General features: G+C 67.2%; 20 protein-coding genes. 7 read left to right on the forward strand and 13 right to left on the reverse strand.

The window, feature by feature from the left end; translation table 11 throughout:
• Positions 1–2: 2 nt before the first annotated feature.
• From AC3ITW_RS01345 to AC3ITW_RS01370, 6 genes are all read right to left on the reverse strand, one after another.
• A complete protein-coding gene (locus AC3ITW_RS01345) occupies positions 3–722 on the reverse strand; it encodes an HAD family hydrolase (protein WP_004137824.1) in 720 nt (239 codons plus the stop codon).
• A gap of 31 nt (positions 723–753) precedes the next feature.
• A complete protein-coding gene (locus AC3ITW_RS01350) occupies positions 754–1,863 on the reverse strand; it encodes an AI-2E family transporter (RefSeq protein WP_012509798.1) in 1,110 nt (369 codons plus the stop codon).
• 67 nt (positions 1,864–1,930) lie between these two features.
• Positions 1,931–2,398, reverse strand: a complete 468-nt coding sequence (locus AC3ITW_RS01355) for a hypothetical protein (protein WP_012509799.1) — start codon at positions 2,396–2,398, stop codon at positions 1,931–1,933.
• Positions 2,395–2,865, reverse strand: a complete 471-nt coding sequence (locus AC3ITW_RS01360) for a phage holin family protein (protein ID WP_004137827.1) — start codon at positions 2,863–2,865, stop codon at positions 2,395–2,397. The genes AC3ITW_RS01355 and AC3ITW_RS01360 overlap by 4 nt, the downstream gene beginning before the upstream one ends.
• An 8-nt stretch (positions 2,866–2,873) precedes the next feature.
• Entirely contained in the window at positions 2,874–3,239 is a 366-nt protein-coding gene (locus tag AC3ITW_RS01365) for a hypothetical protein (RefSeq protein ID WP_004137828.1), read from the reverse strand.
• A 101-nt stretch (positions 3,240–3,340) separates the two neighbouring features.
• A complete protein-coding gene (locus tag AC3ITW_RS01370; protein ID WP_012509800.1) occupies positions 3,341–4,774 on the reverse strand; it encodes a Do family serine endopeptidase in 1,434 nt (477 codons plus the stop codon).
• 491 nt (positions 4,775–5,265) lie between these two features.
• On the opposite strand from AC3ITW_RS01370, the gene AC3ITW_RS01375 reads away from it, so the two are divergent.
• Both AC3ITW_RS01375 and AC3ITW_RS01380 read left to right on the forward strand, forming a co-directional pair.
• Positions 5,266–6,189: a histone gene (locus tag AC3ITW_RS01375; RefSeq protein ID WP_489389977.1), complete on the forward strand. Its 924-nt coding sequence runs from the start codon at positions 5,266–5,268 to the stop codon at positions 6,187–6,189.
• 107 nt (positions 6,190–6,296) lie between these two features.
• Positions 6,297–6,986, forward strand: coding sequence for a hypothetical protein (locus AC3ITW_RS01380; protein WP_012509802.1), 690 nt, complete (start codon positions 6,297–6,299; stop codon positions 6,984–6,986).
• A 15-nt stretch (positions 6,987–7,001) separates the two neighbouring features.
• Here AC3ITW_RS01380 and AC3ITW_RS01385 read toward each other — a convergent pair whose 3' ends face one another.
• Complete coding sequence (locus AC3ITW_RS01385; RefSeq protein WP_489389978.1) at positions 7,002–7,361, reverse strand: DUF1428 domain-containing protein; 360 nt, start codon at positions 7,359–7,361, stop codon at positions 7,002–7,004.
• Positions 7,362–7,452: 91 nt separating this feature from the next.
• Positions 7,453–9,855 (reverse strand): S9 family peptidase, encoded by a 2,403-nt coding sequence (locus tag AC3ITW_RS01390; RefSeq protein ID WP_489389979.1) that lies wholly within the window; start codon positions 9,853–9,855, stop codon positions 7,453–7,455.
• Positions 9,856–10,065: 210 nt separating this feature from the next.
• On the opposite strand from AC3ITW_RS01390, the gene AC3ITW_RS01395 reads away from it, so the two are divergent.
• Entirely contained in the window at positions 10,066–10,638 is a 573-nt protein-coding gene (locus AC3ITW_RS01395; RefSeq protein ID WP_012509803.1) for an OmpO family porin, read from the forward strand.
• Between the two features lie 190 nt (positions 10,639–10,828).
• Positions 10,829–11,563 carry a response regulator transcription factor gene (locus tag AC3ITW_RS01400; RefSeq protein ID WP_004137916.1) on the forward strand — a complete coding sequence of 245 codons (735 nt, stop codon included), beginning with the start codon at positions 10,829–10,831 and terminating at the stop codon, positions 11,561–11,563.
• On the opposite strand, the gene AC3ITW_RS01405 is transcribed toward AC3ITW_RS01400, so the two are convergent.
• Entirely contained in the window at positions 11,508–11,897 is a 390-nt protein-coding gene (locus AC3ITW_RS01405; protein WP_012509804.1) for a DUF6165 family protein, read from the reverse strand. The two genes, AC3ITW_RS01400 and AC3ITW_RS01405, sit on opposite strands and share 56 nt — an antisense overlap.
• Before the next feature lie 178 nt (positions 11,898–12,075).
• Between AC3ITW_RS01405 and AC3ITW_RS01410 the strand changes: the two genes are divergently transcribed.
• Complete coding sequence (locus AC3ITW_RS01410) at positions 12,076–12,774, forward strand: TorF family putative porin (RefSeq protein WP_012509805.1); 699 nt, start codon at positions 12,076–12,078, stop codon at positions 12,772–12,774.
• Here AC3ITW_RS01410 and AC3ITW_RS01415 read toward each other — a convergent pair.
• Complete coding sequence (locus AC3ITW_RS01415; RefSeq protein ID WP_332250438.1) at positions 12,771–13,919, reverse strand: MFS transporter; 1,149 nt, start codon at positions 13,917–13,919, stop codon at positions 12,771–12,773. The two genes, AC3ITW_RS01410 and AC3ITW_RS01415, sit on opposite strands and share 4 nt — an antisense overlap.
• Before the next feature lie 143 nt (positions 13,920–14,062).
• On the opposite strand from AC3ITW_RS01415, the gene AC3ITW_RS01420 reads away from it, so the two are divergent.
• Entirely contained in the window at positions 14,063–14,950 is an 888-nt protein-coding gene (locus tag AC3ITW_RS01420) for a LysR family transcriptional regulator (RefSeq protein WP_065724201.1), read from the forward strand.
• Here the strand turns inward: AC3ITW_RS01420 and AC3ITW_RS01425 are convergent.
• Positions 14,919–15,386: a YehS family protein gene (locus tag AC3ITW_RS01425; RefSeq protein ID WP_012509808.1), complete on the reverse strand. Its 468-nt coding sequence runs from the start codon at positions 15,384–15,386 to the stop codon at positions 14,919–14,921. The genes AC3ITW_RS01420 and AC3ITW_RS01425 overlap by 32 nt on opposite strands.
• Positions 15,387–15,548: 162 nt before the next feature.
• Between AC3ITW_RS01425 and AC3ITW_RS01430 the strand changes: the two genes are divergently transcribed.
• Positions 15,549–16,301: an SDR family NAD(P)-dependent oxidoreductase gene (locus AC3ITW_RS01430; protein WP_012509809.1), complete on the forward strand. Its 753-nt coding sequence runs from the start codon at positions 15,549–15,551 to the stop codon at positions 16,299–16,301.
• Between the two features lie 159 nt (positions 16,302–16,460).
• Here the strand turns inward: AC3ITW_RS01430 and AC3ITW_RS01435 are convergent, their stop codons facing one another.
• Both AC3ITW_RS01435 and argS read right to left on the reverse strand, forming a co-directional pair.
• A complete protein-coding gene (locus tag AC3ITW_RS01435; protein WP_489389980.1) occupies positions 16,461–17,372 on the reverse strand; it encodes an SPOR domain-containing protein in 912 nt (303 codons plus the stop codon).
• Between the two features lie 21 nt (positions 17,373–17,393).
• On the reverse strand, positions 17,394–19,082 hold the full coding sequence (gene argS, locus AC3ITW_RS01440; RefSeq protein WP_489389981.1) for an arginine--tRNA ligase: 1,689 nt from the start codon (positions 19,080–19,082) through the stop codon (positions 17,394–17,396).
• Positions 19,083–19,111: the final 29 nt, after the last annotated feature.

Genomic DNA, 19,111 nt, shown 5'->3' on the forward strand with positions numbered 1-19,111 from the left:
CGTCAGGTACTCCGGGGTGCGGCGGCATCGAGGTTGTCATCCAACCAGTCGGCCAGGCCGGTGAGGGTGTCGAACTGCAGGTCCGGCTGCAATTGCGGATGGGTCCAGGTCGCGGCTTCGCGGTTGATCCAGCAGCCGCGCAGGCCGGCGGCGATCGCCCCGGCCACGTCCATCTCGGCGTGGTCGCCGACATGCAGCACCTGTGCCGGCGCCACACCCAGGCGGGTGCAGGCGGCGTGGAAGATGCTTGCCTCGGGCTTGGCCGCGCCGTGTTCGCGCGCACCCAGCTGGAAGGCGAAATGATGGGCCAGGCCGATCCGCTCCAGATCGGCATTGCCGTTGCTCAGCGCTGCCACCGGGACCCGCGCGGCAATCCGCGCCAGCGCATCGATCGCGTCGGGATAGCACTCGACCTGGTTGCGCGCGGCGTAGAACGCCTCGTAGGCCGGTTCGAGCAATTCCAGGCTGGCGCCGCTGTTCTGCAGGGCCTCCTGCAGCGTCAGCCGGCGCAGCGCGCTCAGGTCATGGTGAAGGTGTGGATTGTCTCGGAACGAGCGCTCGCGCAGTTCGCGCATCGCCGCCAGCGGATACATCGCGGCAGTGGCAGGGCTGTGTTCACGCATCCACTCGTGCAGGACCAGGTCGATGCGGGCGCCGATCGGGGCGAACGGCCAGAGCGTGTCGTCGAGGTCGAGGGTGATGGCAAGGACGGGGAATTTCACCCCGCCATTCTACCCCTGCCCGCGCGGGCTTTCATTCCAGCAGGCGCGCCCATCCCTGCATGCCGTCCAGCCGTGCCAGCACCAGCTTGATGCAGACCAGCAGCGGTACTGCCAGCAGCAGGCCGATCATGCCCCAGGCCCAGCCGAACAGCATCAGCGCCAGGATCAGCACCAGCGGCGACAGCTTCATGCGCCGCCCCAGTACGATCGGGGTCACCATCTGTCCCTCCAGGGTGTGCAGGCCCAGGTAGGCCGCGGCCGGCAACAGGGCCTGCAGCGGGTCGCGGAACTCGACGAAGCCCATCAACAGCATCAGCGCCACGCCGATCAACGGGCCCACGTAAGGTGCGAAATTCAGCAGCGCGGCCACCGTGCCCCACAGCAGGGCTTCCTGCAGGCTGATGCCCAGCAGCATCAGTACCCCGGCGAACACCAGTCCGACCAGGGTGTTGATCACGCTGATGGTCAGCACGTAGCGCGACACCTCGCGCTCGATCGACCGCAGGATGTCGCTGGTGAAGCGTTGCTGCTGGCGGTTCGGGAACAACGCGATCGCCGCGCGCTGCAGGCTCTGCCCGTAGATCATGAAGAACAGGGTCAGCAGCACCACCGCCAGCACCGAAGCGGCCAGCCGTGGCGCGCGGGTCAGCATGCGGTAGGGGTCGTCCAGCTGGGTGCGGATCACCTGCACCTTGCGGTTGCTGTCACCGCCGGCGACGCGGGCGAAGTTCTCCGCGGCCTGGTTGGCCTGCTGCACCGGCTTGGTCAGGTCCTGCACCTGCCGGGCCACCTTGCGCAGCTGCTGTGGTGCTTCCTGCGCCCATTCCATCGCCGGGCCGATCAGCTGCACGGCCAGCGAACCGGTCACGCCCAGGCCGGCACCGAGGATCAGCAACGCGCCCAGTGCACGTGGGATCCACAGCTTCTGCAGCAGGCGCAGGATCGGGTTGCCGACCAGTGCGAAGAACATCGCCAGCAACACCGGCAGGATGATGTCCTGTGCGGCCCACAGCGTGTAGCCCACCGCCAGCGCGGCCAGCACCACCAGCGACATCGGCCCGCGCGGGCGCGATGGTGGCGGCAGTGGCGCCTCGGGCGCTTCCGGGCCAGCCGGTGATGGGGACAGGAGGGACTCGCTCATCGACGCATCAACCGGAATGGGGAGCGCATTATCCGCCGGCCGCGATCGGCGCGGCGGATTCCATGGATCAACGTTCGGACAGTTCGGTGGCCGCTTCGGCCGGACGGGGTCCGCGCGGGTCTGGTTCCGGTACTGGCTCCGGCACGGAGCGTGGTGCCGGTGCCGGACGTGCCTCGGCAGCGGAGGCCGCCGCCTGTGCATGTTCGCTGGCATCGTCGGCTTCTTCAGCCGCATCGTCGGCGGTGGCCGCGGCCTGCGCTGCCATCGCGGTAGCGAATGCTGCCTGCGCGCTGGCGAACAGGTTCGACACCGACCCCACCATCTGCAGCCAGCGTGCGCCGTTGACCCTGCCTGGCACTTCCAGCTTGCCGGCGATGAAGCCACCGGCCAGGCCCACCACGATGATGCGCAGCGGCGACCAGCCCTGGCGCCAGACCTGGCTGAGCGTGCCCCAGTGGTCCTGGGTCTCACCCATGCGCACGGTCACCACCTGTTCGCAGCGCTTTACCCGCCGCTGCAGCGCGCCGAACTTCATGGCTTGCCCTCCGGCAGCTGCACCCCGGCATCAGGGTCATCCTCGCTGGGCTCATCGAACAGGCCCAGGCGCGACAGCTGGCGCCGGGTGGCGTGCATGCCGGTGTGGTGGAAGAAGTAGGACACCCGCCAGATCGCATAGCCGGTAACGGCCAAGCTCAGCAGCGAGGTGATCAACAGGGCCTGCAGCCAGCTCAGGCCCCAGCTCTGCAGCAGGGCGATCAGCGTGGCGGCCATCAGCAGCCAGGCCGAGGCTCCAAACACGATCGCCACGCCGGCCCAGGCCAGCGCGCGACCGAATGCACTACGCGCCAGCGCGAAGTCGGCCGAAGCCAGCCGGCGCAGGGAGCGTACCGTGTGCTTGGCAGAATCGGCGGCGGCACGACCGGCCGCGCCGACCTGGCGGATGCTCTCATCCAGCGGCGGGGTCGCCGCCGGATCAGGCGCTTGCGCGTTCTCTTCGCTCACGCTGCGGCTTACTTGTCGCTGCTGCCGCGGGCCAGCTTGGCAATGATCCAGCCAGCTGCGAAGGCGACGCCGAACGAAGCCAGCGGACGTTCGCGGATCAGTTCAGCGGCGCTGTCGATCAGGTCCTTGCCCTTGTCCATCAGTGCGTCGACCTGTTCCTTGGCCGCAGCTCCACCGAATTCGGCGGCGGCCAGGCCGGACAGCGCGCTGTCGGACAACTCCGCCTTGACGTTGGCCTTGCCGATGCGCAGTTCGTCGGTTGCTGCACCGGTTGCGCCCTTGATCGCACCGCCGGCAGCGCTGGCGGCCTGCTTCAGGTGGGAACCGGCTTCACCCAGGTGGTCCTTCAGGTTCTCGGTATTGGTGGGGCTCATCGAATCACTCCTGTTGCGATGGGGGAACGGGGGACGGCGGTGCCGACCTGGACTGACAGCAATAGCATTGCCCGGGTATAGGGGGTGTTACGGCTGGGCGATCAGCGCATCACGAGCTGGCCCTGCTGCTGGCCATTGTTACGCAGCACGCGCAGCACCAGGGTGGGTGGGCGCTGCTGGAAATTGGCGCGCCAGCTGGCCAGGTCAGCGAATTCACCTACTGTTGCATCAGTGATGATGTCGCCCTGCTGCAGCCCGTTGCTGGCGGCGCGGCTGCCGCGCTTGACCTCGCTGACCAGGACGCCGCCAGCGCCGGACTGGCGCAGCGATTCGGGCAGATCGACGAAGGTGGCACCGCCCAGGCGCGGGTCCAGGCTGTCGCCGGTGACCGCGCGTGCCTGTTCCTTCAATATCGCCTTGATCTGCAGCGGCTTGCCTTCGCGACGCACGTCCAGCGTCAGCGGGCTGCCCACTGTGGCCAGGCCTTCCACGTTGTGCAGCGCTTCGGCGCTGTCCACGCGCTGGCCGTTGGCCGACACCACCACATCGCCCGGTTTCAGGCCCGCAGCGGCCGCAGCCGATCCGGCCAGCACGCGGGTGACCAGTGCGCCGCGGGTTTCGCCCAGGCCCAGGCCCTGCGCGATCTGTGCGGTCAGGTTCTGGCTCTCCACGCCCAGCGTGCCGCGCACCACCACGCCGTGCTTGACAAGCTGGTCGACCACGCTGCGCGCCAGGTTGGAGGGGATCGCCAGGCCCAGGCCGATGTTGCCGGCCATGCTGCCCTGCGGGTTGAAACTGGCGGTGTTGATGCCAACCAGCTGGCCCTGCAGGTCGACCAGTGCGCCACCGGAATTGCCCGGGTTGATCGACGCATCGGTCTGGATGAAGTTCTGGTAGCCCAGCCCGCGGATGCCGCTGCGGCCCACCGCCGAGACGATGCCGGAGGTGACCGTCTGGCTGAAACCGAACGGGTTGCCGATGGCCACCACGAAGTCGCCCACGCGCAGCTGGTCGCTGTTGCCAAGCTTGATGTCGGTCAGGTTCTGCGCCGGAATGCGGATCAACGCGATGTCCGTATCGCGGTCCGAGCCGAGGAACTCGGCCTTGACCGTGCGCCCGTCGGCCAGTGTCACCTGCACGTCATCGGCATTGTCGATGACATGGTGGTTGGTCAGTACCAGGCCTTCCTTGGCATCGATGATCACGCCCGAGCCGAGCGATTCGTTGATGCGCTCCTGCGGGATGTCCGGGAACAGGCGGCGGAAGAACGGGTCGTTGAAGAAGGGGTTGCGCACCCGCACCACCTGCTTGGTGTTGACGCTGACCACTGCCGGCATCGCCTTCTCCAGCATCGGCGCCAGTGACGGCACCGCCTGCCCGGCTACCGAAGCTGGCAACGCGGCGGCGGTGGGCAGCACCGCCGGCAGCGGCGCGGCATCGGCACGGTTGTCCAGGTGCGCATTGAGGCCGGTGGCAACAAAGCCACCGAAGGCGGCGGCGATTGCGAGCGTGAGCAGGGTGGGAAGCGGTCGCATGGGAGTCGGTTCGCTGGCGTGGGTGGGGGCGGTTCGGCCCTACGGTAAAACAAGCTGAATGAGTGTGTCGCGATCTGGATAAATGCGCCATGAAAACGGGGCGCCGGAAAGCGGGGTCACTGTCGCCCGCTTCGGGCTGGTGGCGTCATCCGCGGAGGTGCTGCGTACACGTTCGTTCTCCGTCGGATGCGCTGCGGATACAGGCCGATACTTGCGCAGTTCCGCGCAACCGGGTGCCGCGATGCGCCATGACGCACACCTTCGCCTGCATTCGAGCAGGCACGTGCAGCGAACGTCCGCCGCAGCCTCGCCAGCGCGGCGCAGTCCTGAAAAGAAGGGGTTTCCTGCACACATGCATCGCCGCCAAGGGTGGTGGGCTACACCATCGGCGTCGCAGCAGATGCGATTGCTGGCGCATGCCCCGTTCCACGATCGTCAATGTCGGTATAGCATCGCCCCGTTTTGATACTTAAGGCCCCCAGGAGGGCAACATGAGCAACGGTAATGGTGTGTCGGTCGTGACCGACGCCGTCGAGAACGTCAAAGAAACCGCCACCAACGTCGGCGAGACCATCGCCCACGCCGCCGAAGACGCCGTGAAGTCGGTCAAGAAGACCGTCAAGCGCGCCACCAAGGCTGCCGGTACCCGCGTTGCCAAGGCCAAGAAGGCTGTGGCCAAGGTCGAGAAGACCGTTGCCAAGAAGGCCGAGAAGGCTGCCAAGTCGGTCGGCAAGACCGTTGCCAACGCCAAGAAGAAGCTGGAAGCCGCCAAGAAGAACGCCAAGGCCGAAGCCGCTGCCCTGAAGAAGGAAGTGGCCAAGAAGAAGGCGGCTGCAGGCAAGGCTGTGACCAAGAAGGCCGCCGCTGCCAAGAAGACCACCAAGGCTGCCACCAAGGCTGCTGGCAAGAAGGTCGCCACCGTGAAGAAGGCTGCCACCAAGAAGGCCGCCGTCGCGAAGAAGACCGTTGCCAAGAAGGCCGCAGCCGCCAAGAAGGTTGTCGGCAAGAAGGTTGTCGGCAAGAAGGTCGCTACCGCCAAGAAGGCTGTGGCCAAGAAGACCGTCGCCGCCAAGAAGGTCGCCGGCAAGAAGGTCGTGGCTGCCAAGAAGGTTGTCGGCAAGAAGGCTGCTGTCGCCAAGAAGGTCGCCACCAAGAAGACTGCTGCTGCCAAGAAGGTCGTCGGCAAGAAGGCCGCTGTCGCCAAGAAGGTCGTCGGCAAGAAGACCGCCGTTGCCAAGAAGGCCGTCGGCAAGAAGGCTGCCGTCGCCAAGAAGGCGGTTGGCAAGAAGGTTGCCGCCACCCGCAAGACTGTTGCCAAGAAGGCTGCGCCGCTGAAGAAGGTCGCTGCCAAGAAGGCTCCGGCGAAGAAGGCTCCGGCCAAGAAGGCCGTGCGCAAGGTCGCCAAGCGCAAGTAATCGCGCGGGTACCGAAGGCCCTGCCACCCACCGGGTGGTGGGGCCTTTCGCGTTTCTGGGACACGGTATGGGGCAAGATGCAGGTTCTTCCCGCCGGAGCCCCGGGCATGCGCGGTATCGACTTCAGTTCCTGGCAGGGCGTGCTGTCCACGTTGGCCGGCCTGGTCCTGATCACCCTGCTGGGCGTGGGCATCCGCCTGCTGGTGATGCAGACCCTGCAGCAGCGCCGCGAGCGCGAGAACCGGCAGATCAATGAGCGGCTGCGCACGCTGATGGCGGCCTACAAGACCCTGGGCGGGTCGTTCACTGGCGAACTGGGTGTGGATCCCAGCCATCGCCGCGACCTGCGCCAACGCCAAGATGCCGAAGGCATCGCCGAACCCCGCTCGGATCGCGCGCGCCGCATCCGCGACGCCGTTGAAGCGGCGCTGTCGGACATCCTGTTGCTGGGCACCGACGAACAGGTACGGCTGGCCGCGCGTGCGGCCAACGAACTGGCGCAGGGACGACCGGTGCACACCCACGATCTGGTGGTTTCACTGCGCGATTTCGTGCGCGAAGCGCTGGACCTGGCGCCGATCCCGGCCGATCTGCAGATTCCACCGCAGGGCCCGACCCGCCCGGGCGGTGCCAGTGGCAAGGGCCGCGCCGAGGGTGACGCCAAGGGGGGCCGCACTGGAGGCGGCGGTGGTGGCGGGGGCGGGATGGGCGCCGGCATGGGGGGCGTGGGTCTTGGCGCCGGCGCCGCACTGGGCGCCGGCCATGCCTCTGCCAGCGATGAAGTGGACGCGCGCTGAGCACGCGCTCCGGATTCAGCGCGTAAGTTCGTAGATCGGTACGAAGCCGCCGTAGATCATCCGCGCACCGTCGAACGGCATCGGGTTCTTCGCCGGATCCATCCGCGGGTCCTCCATCATCTTCTTCATGCCGGCGTCGCGGGTCGGCTTGTCCGGCCATTCGATCCAGGAAAACACGACCGTCTCATCTGGCGTGGCTTTCACCGCGCCGAAGAAGTCGGTGGTTTTGCCGTGCGGTACGTCGTCACCCCAGCACTCGACCACGCGCAGCGCGCCGTACTCGATGAAAACGGGATCCCCTGTGCGTGCATGGGCGAGGAACTTCTCTTTGTTGGCGGTGGGCACCGCCAGGACGAAACCATCGATGTAGCTCATTGCCTGCCTCCGGATGGACCGTGCCGCATGCACGGCCTTCAAGTACCCGACGAACCAGGGCGCCGTGGATCGACATCCTGTGTGCGCCTGTTCAGCCCGGCCCACCGGGCAGCGGCGCCAGCACCGTCTCCGGTGGCTGCTGGCCGGCCAGGTGGCGCACGAAGTAGTCCCACATGCGGTGCGTGTAGGTGGCGTCGTTGCGGAACAGTTCGTGGTCCTGCCGGGCCAGGTACAGCAGGTCGTAGCTGCGCTGGGCCTTGTTCAGGGCGGCGGCCAGCTGCAGGGTCAGCGCCGGCGGCGCGTTCTCGTCCAGTTCGCCATAGACCAGCATCAGATGCCCACGCAGGTTGCCGGCCAACGCTGCATTGTCGAGTCCGGCAAAGGGCGCCGGCACGCCATCGGCCAGGGGTGTTGGTGGCAGCACGCCACCGAACAGCCGGTCCATGCCGTGCAATGCACCGCCGTACATGCCCTGGAAATTGTGGCTGCCGGCCGAGGCCACGCCCACCTTGTAGAACGCCGGATAGCGCAGCAGGGCGCGCGCTGCACTGTAACCACCGAACGAATGCCCGTAGATGCCGACCCGCTGCAGGTCGATGCCCCGGTAGCGTTCGCCCAGCTGGCGCAGCGCAGCCACATGGTCATCCAGCTGCACATCTGCCCCGTGCAGGAAGCTGCTGTCATGGAACGCCTTGTCGCGGCCACCGGTGCCGCGCGCGTCGATGCTGACCACCACGAAGCCCAGTTCGGCCAGGCTGGCGCGTGACACCGGATTCAAGGCGGACACCGCCTCGGCGTAGGTCACCGGCGCATTGCTGACGAAGGAGCCACCGTACATCGCGTCGATCACCGGAAAGCGGCCGTCGTCGCGATAGTCGCGGGGCAGGTAGACGGTGGCGAAGATCGGCGTTCGCCCATCGGCGGCCAGCAGCCGTTCGCGCCGTGGGGGGCGCCAACCGGCAGCAATGATCGCACCGTCATCCGCTGTTTCCAGCACCATCACTTCACGGCCGTCATCGCTGGCCCGCAGCACGGTGCGTGGTGGCTGGTCGAGACGGGAAACGGTATCCACCAGATAGCCACCGCCAGGCGACAGCGCCTGGGGGGCGCGCCCGCCGAACAACGCGCCGGTGCCGGCATCGGCCAGATGGTCGTTGCCATCGGCGGCCAGGCGCTGGACCGGTCCCCTCTGCAGCGATACCCGGTACAGGCCGCGCACGTAGGGGTCGCCACCGTGGACGCCGCCGGCGCTGAAGTACGCCCAGCCACCTGCCGCATCTACGCCCAGCAGGTCACGCACCGCCCATTGGCCGCCGGTGAGCTGGCGCAGCACTTTGCCGTCGGACAGGCGCACCCGGTACAGGTGGCCCCAGCCATCGCGCTGCGAGAACCATACAGCCGCGTCCTGGCCGGGCAGGATGGCCACCGCTGGCCGGTTGTAGGAATACACGTTGAGCTGCAGGCGGGTGTCGCTGGCCTCTTCCAGAACCGTGCGCAACGCGCCGCTGTTGGCATCGATCTCCACCAGGCGCAGCCTGCGCGGTGCGCCGAAGTGCGCGATCACGGCATACAACCGGTCGCCGTCCCAGCCGAGTACGCCGGCTTCGCTGAGGGTGTTCCAGCCTTCCGGCAAGGCGATGTCATGCTGCTGGCCGTTGCGGGTGTCGACCACATACAGGCTGTCGCGCACCTGCCGGGTGTCACCCAGCAGCCCCAGCTTCACCGTATGCACGCGCGGCCGCGCGCTGTTGGCCGGGCTGCTTTCCAGATAGGGGTAGTCCTGCAGCGCGCGTTCGTCGTAGCGGATGCCGGCCACGTAGCGGCCATCCGGTGACCAGCCGACCGCGAACGGCCGCGTCGGCATCCGGCCCTGGCGGCGTGGAATGCCGCGCAGGGTGAAGTCCGGCAGCACGCCAAAGCCATGATTGGGTTCACCGCCGCTGGTCAGCGCTCGTGCTGCCATTCCGGGCGACTGCAGCCACAGGTTGTGATCGCGTACCTGCAGCCAGGCATCACCGCCGGGCGATGGCAGTGCATCGGTCGCTGGCGCTGCATCCTGCGAACGCACGCACTGCAGGCGTGGCCATTGACAGCTGATCGCCGCCTCGCCGTTGAACTGCAGGCGCAGGCCTTCATCCAGTACCTGCACGCTGCTCAAGCGCAGGCGTGGTCCTCTGGCACCGAGAGGTGCAACCGCAGCGTCCAGCGCATCGGGTTCGAACAGGATCTGGCGTGTGGCCTGGACTGGATCGACCAGTACCGCCTGGCGCCGGCCCTGCGTGGTTTCGCGTTCGTACCAGAAGCGCCCATCGGCCAGCCAGTGGGGCAGCACCGAAGCATTGCGCAGCGCACCGCGAAGGTGACTGTCATGCACGCGTTCGGCGCGCTGGTAGTCAGCGGCCTGCAGTGCGTGCGCAGCGTGGGTCGGAAACAGGGCAGCGCATGCCAGGAGCGCGGCGCGAACAGGCACCAGCGGCGGATCGGAAACGTACAAGGCAACCTCCTGTTGCAATCGACGACGCATCACAAATGCACGCGCGCCGCGCGCGTATGCCAGAGACAGCCTGAATCAAGGCAAAAAATTCAGCAATGCGAAGACCGCTGTTTTCAGGGAGCGTTGTGGCGAATAACGGAGAATTTACATTCCCGATGCGATGGCGCCCTGGCGCTGCTGCACACCATAAGAAAGTAAAGGTGTACCCCCATGAAGAATTCGCTGATTGCTCTGGCCCTGGCCGCTGCCCTGCCGTTCACCGCCTCGGCTGCTGAGAACCTGTCGTACAACTACGCCGAAGCCGACTACGCCAAGACCGACATCGACGCGTTCAAGGCCGACGGCTGGGGCGTGAAGGGTTCGTACGGCTTCCTGCCGAACTTCCACGCCTTCGGTGATTACAGCCGCCAGGAAATCGACAACACCAACATCAAGCTGGACCAGTGGAAGATCGGTGCCGGCTACAACGTTGAAATCGCTCCGACCACCGACTTCGTTGCCCGCGTTGCCTACCAGAAGCGCGACCAGAAGCACGGCCTGGACTTCAACGGCTACAGCGCCGAAGCCGGCATCCGCACCGCCTTCGGTGCCCATGCCGAGGTCTACGGCATGGTCGGTTACGAAGATTTCTCGAAGAAGCACGGCATCAATCCGGAAGGCCAGTGGTACGGCCGCCTGGGTGGTCAGGTCAAGCTGAACCAGAACTGGGGCCTGAACGGCGAGCTGAAGATGAACCGCGACGGCGACAAGGAATACACCGTCGGCCCGCGCTTCAGCTGGTAATTGCTTCCTCGGCGCGCCTGCGCGCCGAAGATGCCTCGACAGGCCCGGCCCATGCCGGGCCTGTTGCGTTTCCGGCCGGGCAAACGCTACCTGACCGTGTCGCGGCGGAAGGGCAGCATTGCAACGAATTGGATTCCGCAGGCGTCGGCTGCGCCCTAGGGTGAGTGGCCTGTTCTGCAGGAATGCAACCATGCCCACGTTTCCGTCGCCCCGCGATTCTCCCTATCGCCTGTTGCTGCTGGATCCGCACCCGCTGTTGCGGCATGGCGTGCAGGAAGTCCTGGCCCGGCAGGCGGGCCTGCAGGTCGATGGAAGCTACGGCCGCAGCGGTGATCTGCTGCAGCGCCTGCAGCAGCAGGCGGCCGCGATCGATCTGCTGCTGGTCGACGCCTTGCCGATGGGTGACAGCGGGGAAGGTCTGGAACTGCTGCGGCACCTATCACGCCATTGGCCGGCAGTGCCGATTCTGGTGTTGTCCGCGCACTGCAACGCGGGTGTCGTGTCCTTGGCCCTGCAGGCCGGTGCGCGCGGATTCCTGTCCAAGGCCTGCGCGCCGCAGATGCTGCTGCGGGCAGTGAGCGTGGTTGCCCGTGGCGGGCGCTTCGTGCCGCCGGAACTGCGTGCACAGTGGAACCAGTCCCGCCGGCAACGCCAGCAGCCCGTGCGTCCACCACGGTTGAGTACGCGCGAGCGCACCGTCCTGCAATGGGTGCTGCGCGGCTGCAGCACCGGCGAGATGGCACACCGCAGTGGGCGTACAGCCAGCACCATCAGCACGCAGAAGCGAGCGGCTTACCGCAAGCTGGGCATCCGCAACGATGGCGAGCTGTTCCGCTTCCGCCATCTGATCGACGCTGATCGAGGCGGCGTTACTCGCCCTGGTACTGCTTCTCTTCCACCAGCGCTGAACCGGCCACGCGGTTGATCTCGTTCTTCACCTGCACGCGCTCGCCATTGGTGCCATAGACACCACGCGCCAACTGGATGAAGGCATCGTCGAACACCTGGGCCGCTTCCTTGTCGCGCAGCTGGTCCTGGATGTCCCACATGCGCTCGTTGATCGCCTTCAGCTGCTGCTTCAGCATGGCCAGCGCCGGCTGAGCCTGCAGCTGCAGCTGCAGCAACGGAAGCAGGCCGTCCAGCTCGGTGCGCACGTTGCTCAGCTTGGCGGCATCGTCGATGCGCTCGGCCTTGATCTCGAGAATGGTGATCTTGTCGATCAGCTCGCCGATCGATACCGGAGTCAGGATGGCGTCCACGCGGTTGGTTCCTGGAAACAGGGCGCCATGATACCGCGCTGCTGGCATGTGGCCCCGGTCCGCGGGATTTACGCCGAATTTGCGCCACGGGCCCGGCAGCACCCTCGATCCGTTACGGCCACCGCCTCGACACTGCGTTCCCGGCGGCGTGACCGCCTTCGACGAGGAACACAGTGCAGTGAACAGCAAGGGGATGATGGCGGCGATGGTGGCCGCGCTGGCAGGAATGCTGGGTATCGGCAGCGCGCAGGCGCAGGTGCAGGTCAGTGGCAGTGCGGCATTGACCAGCGACTACGTGTGGCGCGGCAGCTCGCAGAGCGACGGCGACCCGGCGGTGCAGGCGGGCGCGAAAGTGGCGCTCGCATCCGGTTGGTACGCCAGCGCGTGGGGCTCCAACGTATCGTTCAAGCCGGACAACGGCGCGCGCAGCGAGTTCGACCTGGTAGCCGGTTGGAGTGGTGCACTGGCACCGGACTGGACGCTGGATGCCAACCTGACCCGCTACGTGTACCCGGGCACCGGCCGCGCGCTGGACTGGACCGAACTCAATACCACGTTGAACTGGAAGCAGCGCGCCTGGCTGCAGGTCGCGCATTCCAGTGACGCGCTGGCCGGAGGTCATCGCGGCACCTATGCGCAGTTCGGCGTGCGTGTGCCGCTGCACGAGCGCGTCCGCCTGGAGGCGGTGGTGGGCCAGTATTGGTTGGCCACCGCACAGGGGCCGGACTACCTGCATGGCCAGCTCAGTGCCATTGCCACGCTGACCCCGGCGTGGGAGCTGCGGGCCACCGTGCACGACACCGACAACGCGGCCAAGCGCCTGTTCCCGGGCAACGCCGGGGGGCGTTGGGAGCTGGCGCTGCAGGGCAGCTTCTAGTTGGCAGCCGTGGTCTGGCGCGCACGCAGCGCGCCGGGCAACCACAGCAGCAGGGCCAGTGCGGCAACAGCGGCGCCGGCCACGCAGACGCCGGTCCAGCCGAAGCGCTGGTAGACCTGCGCCGACAGCAGTGAACCCAGCGAGCCGCCGATGAAGTAGCCGGTCATGTAGCCGGCATTGAGGCGGTTTCGCGCCGCCGGTTGCAGCGCATAGATCAGGTTCTGGTTGCTGACGTGCAGCAGCTGCGCGGCCAGGTCCAGCACCACCACGCCGACCAGCAGTGCCAGCAGCGAGTGTGCCGACAGTCCCAGTGGCAGCCACGACAGCAGCAACAGTACCAGCGCGATGGCCGTGGCACGGCCGGTCTGGCCACGGTCGGACATGCGGCCGGCCAGGCCCGCGGCCAGCGTGCCGGCGGCACCGACCAGTCCGAACAGGCCGATGGTGGCGTCGCTGTAGGCGTACGGTGGCTGTGCGAGCAGGAACGCCAGTGGCGTCCAGAAGATCGCGAACATGGCGAAGCTGCACGCACCCAGCAGCGTGCGATGGCGCAGCACCGGCTCCTGCACGAACAGGGAACCGATCGAGCGCAGCAGGGCGAAGTAGCCGAGGCCGGCGCTGTGGTGGAAGCGTGGCAGGCCACGTTGCAGCGCCAGTGCGGTCAGCACCAGGGTGCCGGCGGCGATCGCATAGACCAGGCGCCAGTCGCCAAGGCTCGACAGCAGCCCGGCCACGGTGCGCGCCAGCAGGATGCCCAGCAGCAGGCCGCTCATCAGCGTGCCGACCACGCGGCCGCGATGTTCGGGCGAAGCCAGCGTCGCCGCGAACGGCACCAGCACCTGCGCCACCACCGAGAACAGGCCAGTGATCGCGGTGCCCACCAGCAGCCAGGCCAGCGACGGTGCACAGGCACTGATCACCAGGCCAGTGGCCGACAGCAGGCTCATCACCACGATCAGCCGGCGGCGCTCGAACAGGTCACCCAGCGGCACCAGCAGGATCAGCCCGGCGGCATAGCTCAGCTGCGCCACGGTAACCACCATGCCGACCTGGCCGAACGGCACGCCGAAGGCATCGGCGATGGTGTGCAGCAGCGGCTGCGCATAGTAGTTGCTGGCCACGGCCACGCCAGTGGCGACCGACATCAGCAGCACCTGCCAGCGGTGCAGAGGGGGGAGGGACGGGCTCACGCGGTGTTCCAGAATGCGGGGTGCACAGTGTCCGCCCGCTGCAGTCATGATGGAAATGAATCATCATCATCCCTGTCATCTGGAAATGAGATGGTTGTGTGAATCTCAAGCAGCTTGAATTCGCCGTCGCCCTGGCCGAGGAGGGCAACTTCACCCGTGCCGCCGAGCGCTGCCATGTGGTGCAGTCGGCGCTCAGCCATCAGATTGCCAATCTGGAACAGGAGCTGGGCACGCCCCTGTTCGAACGCCTGCCGCGCCAGGTACGTGCCACCGCCGCCGGCGAAGTGCTGCTGGTTCACGCGCGGCAGGTGCTGGCCAGCCTGCGCCACCTGCGCGCCGACGTGGCCGCCGTCACTGGCGAGGTGCGTGGCCTGCTGGCGATCGGGCAGATCTCCTCGCTGACCGATATCGATGTGGTGGCGATGCTGGCAGCCTTCCAGCAGGCGCACCCGCAGGTTGAATTCCAGCTGCGGGTGGACAAGAGCGAGGACCTGATCGCGCAGGTGCAGTCGCGCGAACTGGATGTCGCCCTGGTCGGGTTGGCGCCCTCGGCGGGGCTGGATGGCGTCTGCCACCAGATGCTGCAGGAGGAAGACCTGGTGGCGGTGCTGGCGCCGTCGCACCGGTTGGCCGGGCACACGCGGCTGCCATTGGCCGCGCTGCAGGATGAAGCGCTGGTCGACTTTCCGCGTGGCACCGGCGCGCGCCGGCAGACCGATGATGCCTTCGCCGCCGCTGGCCTGCCGCATACGGTGCGCTTCGAGGTCAATCTGATGGAACTGATCGAGCGCTTCGTCCGCCATGGGCTGGCGGTTGGCATCGTGCCAGCGTTGATCGCCGACGGGTTCCAGGGGGTGGTACAGATTCCGCTGCAGCCGACCCCGACCCGCCGCGTGCACCTGGTCTGGCAGCGGTTGCCGACGCCGGCGGCACGGGCGTTCGTCGCGGCCGTGCTCAGCCGCGCAGGCGCAGGCTCAGGCCCTTGAGGAAGTTGCGCAGCATCTGGTCCAGGCAGCGCCGGTAGTTGGTGTGGCCGGGCTGGCGGAACAGCGCACCGATTTCCGACTTGGAGACGTTGAAACCGGCGCTGGCGAAGATTTCCATCAGGTCCACGTCACGCAGCTGGAAGGCCACGCGCAGCTTCTTCAGCACCAGGTTGTTGTCGATGCGGGTTTCCACCGCGCGTTGCGGCTGGCTCTCGTCGCGACCGCGCAGGTGCACGATCAGGCCATCGAGGAAGTGCGCCAGCGCGCTGTCGTTCATCGCCTCGAAGCCGGCTTCGTCATCGCGGCGCAGCCAGGCCTTCACCTGCTCGGTATCCACCGCGAAGGCCGGATCGGCCAGCTGGCACAGGGTCACCACGTGGTGGTCACCCAGGTCCAGGGAGTAGCGCACGCTGCGCAGGACATCGTTGTTGATCATGGCCCAATTGTACCGGTCACCCCGGCAGGTGGGGTCAGATCCCTTTGCTGGAGGCAAAGGGATCTGACCCGGGTTCTGCTCCAGGTTCTGGCCGATCTGGCAACACGGGGATCGGTCGACGGTGCCAGAATGGGGGTCTGGTTTTCCCCCTGGAGTTGCCTGATGACCCGCACTGTCCTGATTACCGGCGCCACCTCCGGCTTCGGCGCCGCTGCCGTCCACCGCTTCGCCCAGGCGGGCTGGAAGGTGATCGCCACCGGCCGCCGCGGCGAACGCCTGCAGCCGCTGGTCGAACGCTATGGCAAGGACGTGGTGCATGCCGCGGTCTTCGACATCCGCGACCCGGTGGCGATGGAAGCGGCGCTGCTGGCGCTGCCGCCGGCGTTCGGTGAGATCGACCTGCTGGTCAACAACGCTGGCCTGGCACAGGGCACCGCGCCGGCACAGAGCGCAAAGCTGTCCGACTGGACCACGATGATCGACACCAACATCACCGCGCTGGTGACCCTGACCCACCGGCTGCTGCCGCAACTGGTCGAGCGCAAGGGCGCGATCATCAACATTTCCTCGGTGGCCGGCGTCTACCCCTACCCGGGCGGCAACGCCTACGGTGGCACCAAGGCCTTCGTCAGCCAGTTCTCGCTGGGCCTGCGCTCGGATCTGCACGGTACCGGCGTGCGCGTGACCACGATCGAGCCGGGCATGGCCGAAACCGAGTTCACCGTGGTGCGAACCCATGGCGACCAGGCTGCGTCGGACAAGCTCTATACCGGCGCCAACCCGATGACCGCCGAAGACATCGCCGAACAGATCTTCTGGGTGGCCACGCTGCCGCCGCACCTCAACATCAACCGCCTGGAGCTGATGCCGGTCAGCCAGTCGTTCGCAGGTTTCCAGGTCGCCCGCGAAGGCTGACGGCCATTTGTAACGTCGAGCCATGCTCGACTGCTCTTCGCCCTTTGTAGAGTCGAGCCATGCTCGACTGCTTTCAACAGAAGCCGAGCATAGGCTCGGCTCTACACAGACAAAAAAAAAGCCGGGCAATGCCCGGCTTTTTCATTCACATCGGCAGGCTTACTGCGCCTTGATCGCCATCGCCTGCAGGCCGGTACCATCCAGCTTCTGCTTGGCTTCGGACAGCTCGCCGGCACTGCCATACGGCCCCATGCGCACGCGGTACACGGTCTTGCCGTTGATCTGTGCCGACTCCACGCGTGCCGCCAACCCCATCATCGCCAGCTTGGCCTTGGTCGCCTCGGCATCGCCGGAGGCACCGAAAGCGCCTGCCTGCAGGATGTAGCGGGCGTTGTCGGCAGCAGCGGGTGCGGCAGTGGCCGCCGTGCTGGTCGCAGCCGGTGCAGCTTCCGCACGCGGCGCCGCGGTGGCCGCAGCCGTGTTGTTCGAGGCCGCAGTGGTGTTGGCCGCCGGCGTTGCCGCCGCCGGACGCTCACTCAGCGGCGCCGGCAACGGACGGCTGGTGGCGGTGACCGGTGCAGTGCTGGCCACGCTGGCGGTTGCCGTCGGTGCCGGTGCAGTGGCCGTGGCCGTGGCCGGCGGAACCGGCTTGCCTTCCAGTGCCGCCTGCGCGCGCTGCGCTTCGGCCTTGGCCCGGCGCTGGTCCTCGGCACGCGCGCTGGCGGCCAGTTCGGCGTCGGACATCTCGACTTCCTTGCCCGGCAGCAGGGTGTAGAAGTCGTACTGGGTAGCGGCCGGCTTTTCCGCTTCGGCCGGCTTCGGCGTGGCCGGCTGTGCGGCCGGCTGGGTGCCGACATCGCTGTCTGCATCAGCGACCGGGGCTGGCTGTGCGTTCGGGTTCGGCTGCGGACCGGCGCGCAGGAAGCCATCGCCTTCGCCCTTGAACAGGTTCGGCGCCGCCAGGAACACCACGGCCGCAATCGCCACGCCAGCGACCAGCCACACCCATCCGGGTGTGCCCTGGCTGCTGCTGTTGCGTCGTGCCTGGTTTTTGCCGCGTCGTGCTGCCATGTGTACTGCGTCTCCTGATGCTTACATTTTTTCCGGGGCGCTGACGCCCAGGAGTTCGAGGCCGTTGGCCAGCACCTGGCGCGCGGCGCAGGCCAGGGTCAGCTTGGCGTTGCGGTCGGCGCTGTCATCCACCAGCACCGGCGTCCCGTGATACCACGTGTGGAACGCGTGCGCCAATTCACGCAGGTACTGCGCCACCAGGTGCGGTTCCAGCGCCACGCCGGCCGCTTCCACCACTTCCGGGTACCGCGAGATCTCGTTCATCAGCAGCAGCGAGGCGTCGTCGGACAGGCGGCCGAGGTTGGCCAGGCCGTTGCCCTGTTCGTACACCAGGCCCTTCTCCTGTGCCTGGCGCAGCAGGCTGCAGACACGCGCATGCGCGTACTGCACGTAGAACACCGGGTTGTCGTTGCTCTGCTGGCGGGCCAGGTCGATGTCGAAGGTCAGCTGCGAATCCGGCTTGCGCGCGATCAGGAACCAGCGGGTGGCATCGCGGCCGGCTTCTTCGATCAGGTCGCGCAGGGTGAAGTAGCTGCCGGCACGCTTGGACAGCTTCACTTCCTCGCCGCCGCGCATGACGGTGACCATCTGGTGCAGCACGTATTCCGGCCAGCCCTGCGGGATGCCCACTTCCATCGCCTGCAGGCCGGCGCGCACGCGTGCCAGTGAACCGTGGTGGTCGGCGCCGAGCTCGGTGATCGCGCGCTCGTAGCCGCGCTGCCACTTGGACAGGTGGTAGGCCACGTCCGGCACGAAGTAGGTGAAGGTGCCGTCGGACTTGCGCATCACGCGGTCCTTGTCGTCACCGAAGTCGGTGCTGCGCAGCCACAGCGCGCCGCCTTCCTCGTAGGTGTGGCCCGAGGCCTGCAGCTTGGCGACCGCTTCGGCGACCTTGCCATCGGCGTACAGCGAGCTTTCCAGGAAGTAGATGTCGAAGTCGACGCCGAATGCAGCCAGGTCCAGGTTCTGCTCGTTGCGCAGGTAGGCCACGGCGAAGCGACGGATCGCCTGCATGTCCTCTGCGTCCTTGGCACCGACCACCAGGGTGCCTTCCAGATCGACACTGGCACCGGCCATGTAGGCGCGGGCGACGTCGGCGATGTACTCACCGCGGTAGCCGCCTTCCGGCCAGCCGTCCTGGTCCGGGGCAATGCCCTTCACGCGGGCCTGCACCGACAGCGACAGGTTCTCGATCTGCACGCCGGCGTCGTTGTAGTAGAACTCGCGCTTGGCGTTCCAGCCGTTGGCGTCGAGCACGCGCGCCACGCAGTCGCCGATCGCCGCGGCGCGGCCGTGGCCGACATGCAGCGGGCCGGTCGGGTTGGCCGACACGTACTCCACGCCCACCGTGCGGCCATTGCCGGACAGGTTGCGGCCGTAGTCGTGACTTTCCTTGATGACCGACGCGGCTTCACGCTGGTACGCGGCCGGTGCCAGGTAGAAATTGATGAAGCCGGGGCCAGCGATCTCGACCTTGCTGACGTCCTCGCTGCGCGGCAGCGCCTCGACCAGCGCCTGTGCCAGTGCGCGCGGATTGCTGCGCGCGGCCTTGGCCAGCAGCATCGCGGCGTTGGTGGCGAAGTCGCCATGGTCGCGGGTCTTCGGGCGCTCGACCACGAAGTCCGGCGGCAGGGAGTCGGCGGGCAGGGTGCCATTGGCGCGCAAGGCTTCGATGCCTTGGCTGATCAGGGCGCGGAGGAGATTTTTCACGAGGCCTGCTGTGAGAATGAGCGGCGGAA

Source organism: Stenotrophomonas sp. KH_052, from assembly GCF_057838755.1.

Coding starts and splice junctions, on each gene's coding strand:
- AC3ITW_RS01350 (WP_012509798.1), bottom strand. CDS start 1,863: ATGAGCGAGTCCCTCCTGTCCCCATCACCGGCTGGCCCGGAAGCGCCC.
- AC3ITW_RS01355 (WP_012509799.1), bottom strand. CDS start 2,398: ATGAAGTTCGGCGCGCTGCAGCGGCGGGTAAAGCGCTGCGAACAGGTG.
- AC3ITW_RS01365 (WP_004137828.1), bottom strand. CDS start 3,239: ATGAGCCCCACCAATACCGAGAACCTGAAGGACCACCTGGGTGAAGCC.
- AC3ITW_RS01370 (WP_012509800.1), bottom strand. CDS start 4,774: ATGCGACCGCTTCCCACCCTGCTCACGCTCGCAATCGCCGCCGCCTTC.
- AC3ITW_RS01375 (WP_489389977.1), top strand. CDS start 5,266: ATGAGCAACGGTAATGGTGTGTCGGTCGTGACCGACGCCGTCGAGAAC.
- AC3ITW_RS01380 (WP_012509802.1), top strand. CDS start 6,297: ATGCGCGGTATCGACTTCAGTTCCTGGCAGGGCGTGCTGTCCACGTTG.
- AC3ITW_RS01385 (WP_489389978.1), bottom strand. CDS start 7,361: ATGAGCTACATCGATGGTTTCGTCCTGGCGGTGCCCACCGCCAACAAA.
- AC3ITW_RS01395 (WP_012509803.1), top strand. CDS start 10,066: ATGAAGAATTCGCTGATTGCTCTGGCCCTGGCCGCTGCCCTGCCGTTC.
- AC3ITW_RS01400 (WP_004137916.1), top strand. CDS start 10,829: ATGCCCACGTTTCCGTCGCCCCGCGATTCTCCCTATCGCCTGTTGCTG.
- AC3ITW_RS01415 (WP_332250438.1), bottom strand. CDS start 13,919: ATGTCGGTCGCCACTGGCGTGGCCGTGGCCAGCAACTACTATGCGCAG.
- AC3ITW_RS01425 (WP_012509808.1), bottom strand. CDS start 15,386: ATGATCAACAACGATGTCCTGCGCAGCGTGCGCTACTCCCTGGACCTG.
- AC3ITW_RS01430 (WP_012509809.1), top strand. CDS start 15,549: ATGACCCGCACTGTCCTGATTACCGGCGCCACCTCCGGCTTCGGCGCC.
- AC3ITW_RS01435 (WP_489389980.1), bottom strand. CDS start 17,372: ATGGCAGCACGACGCGGCAAAAACCAGGCACGACGCAACAGCAGCAGC.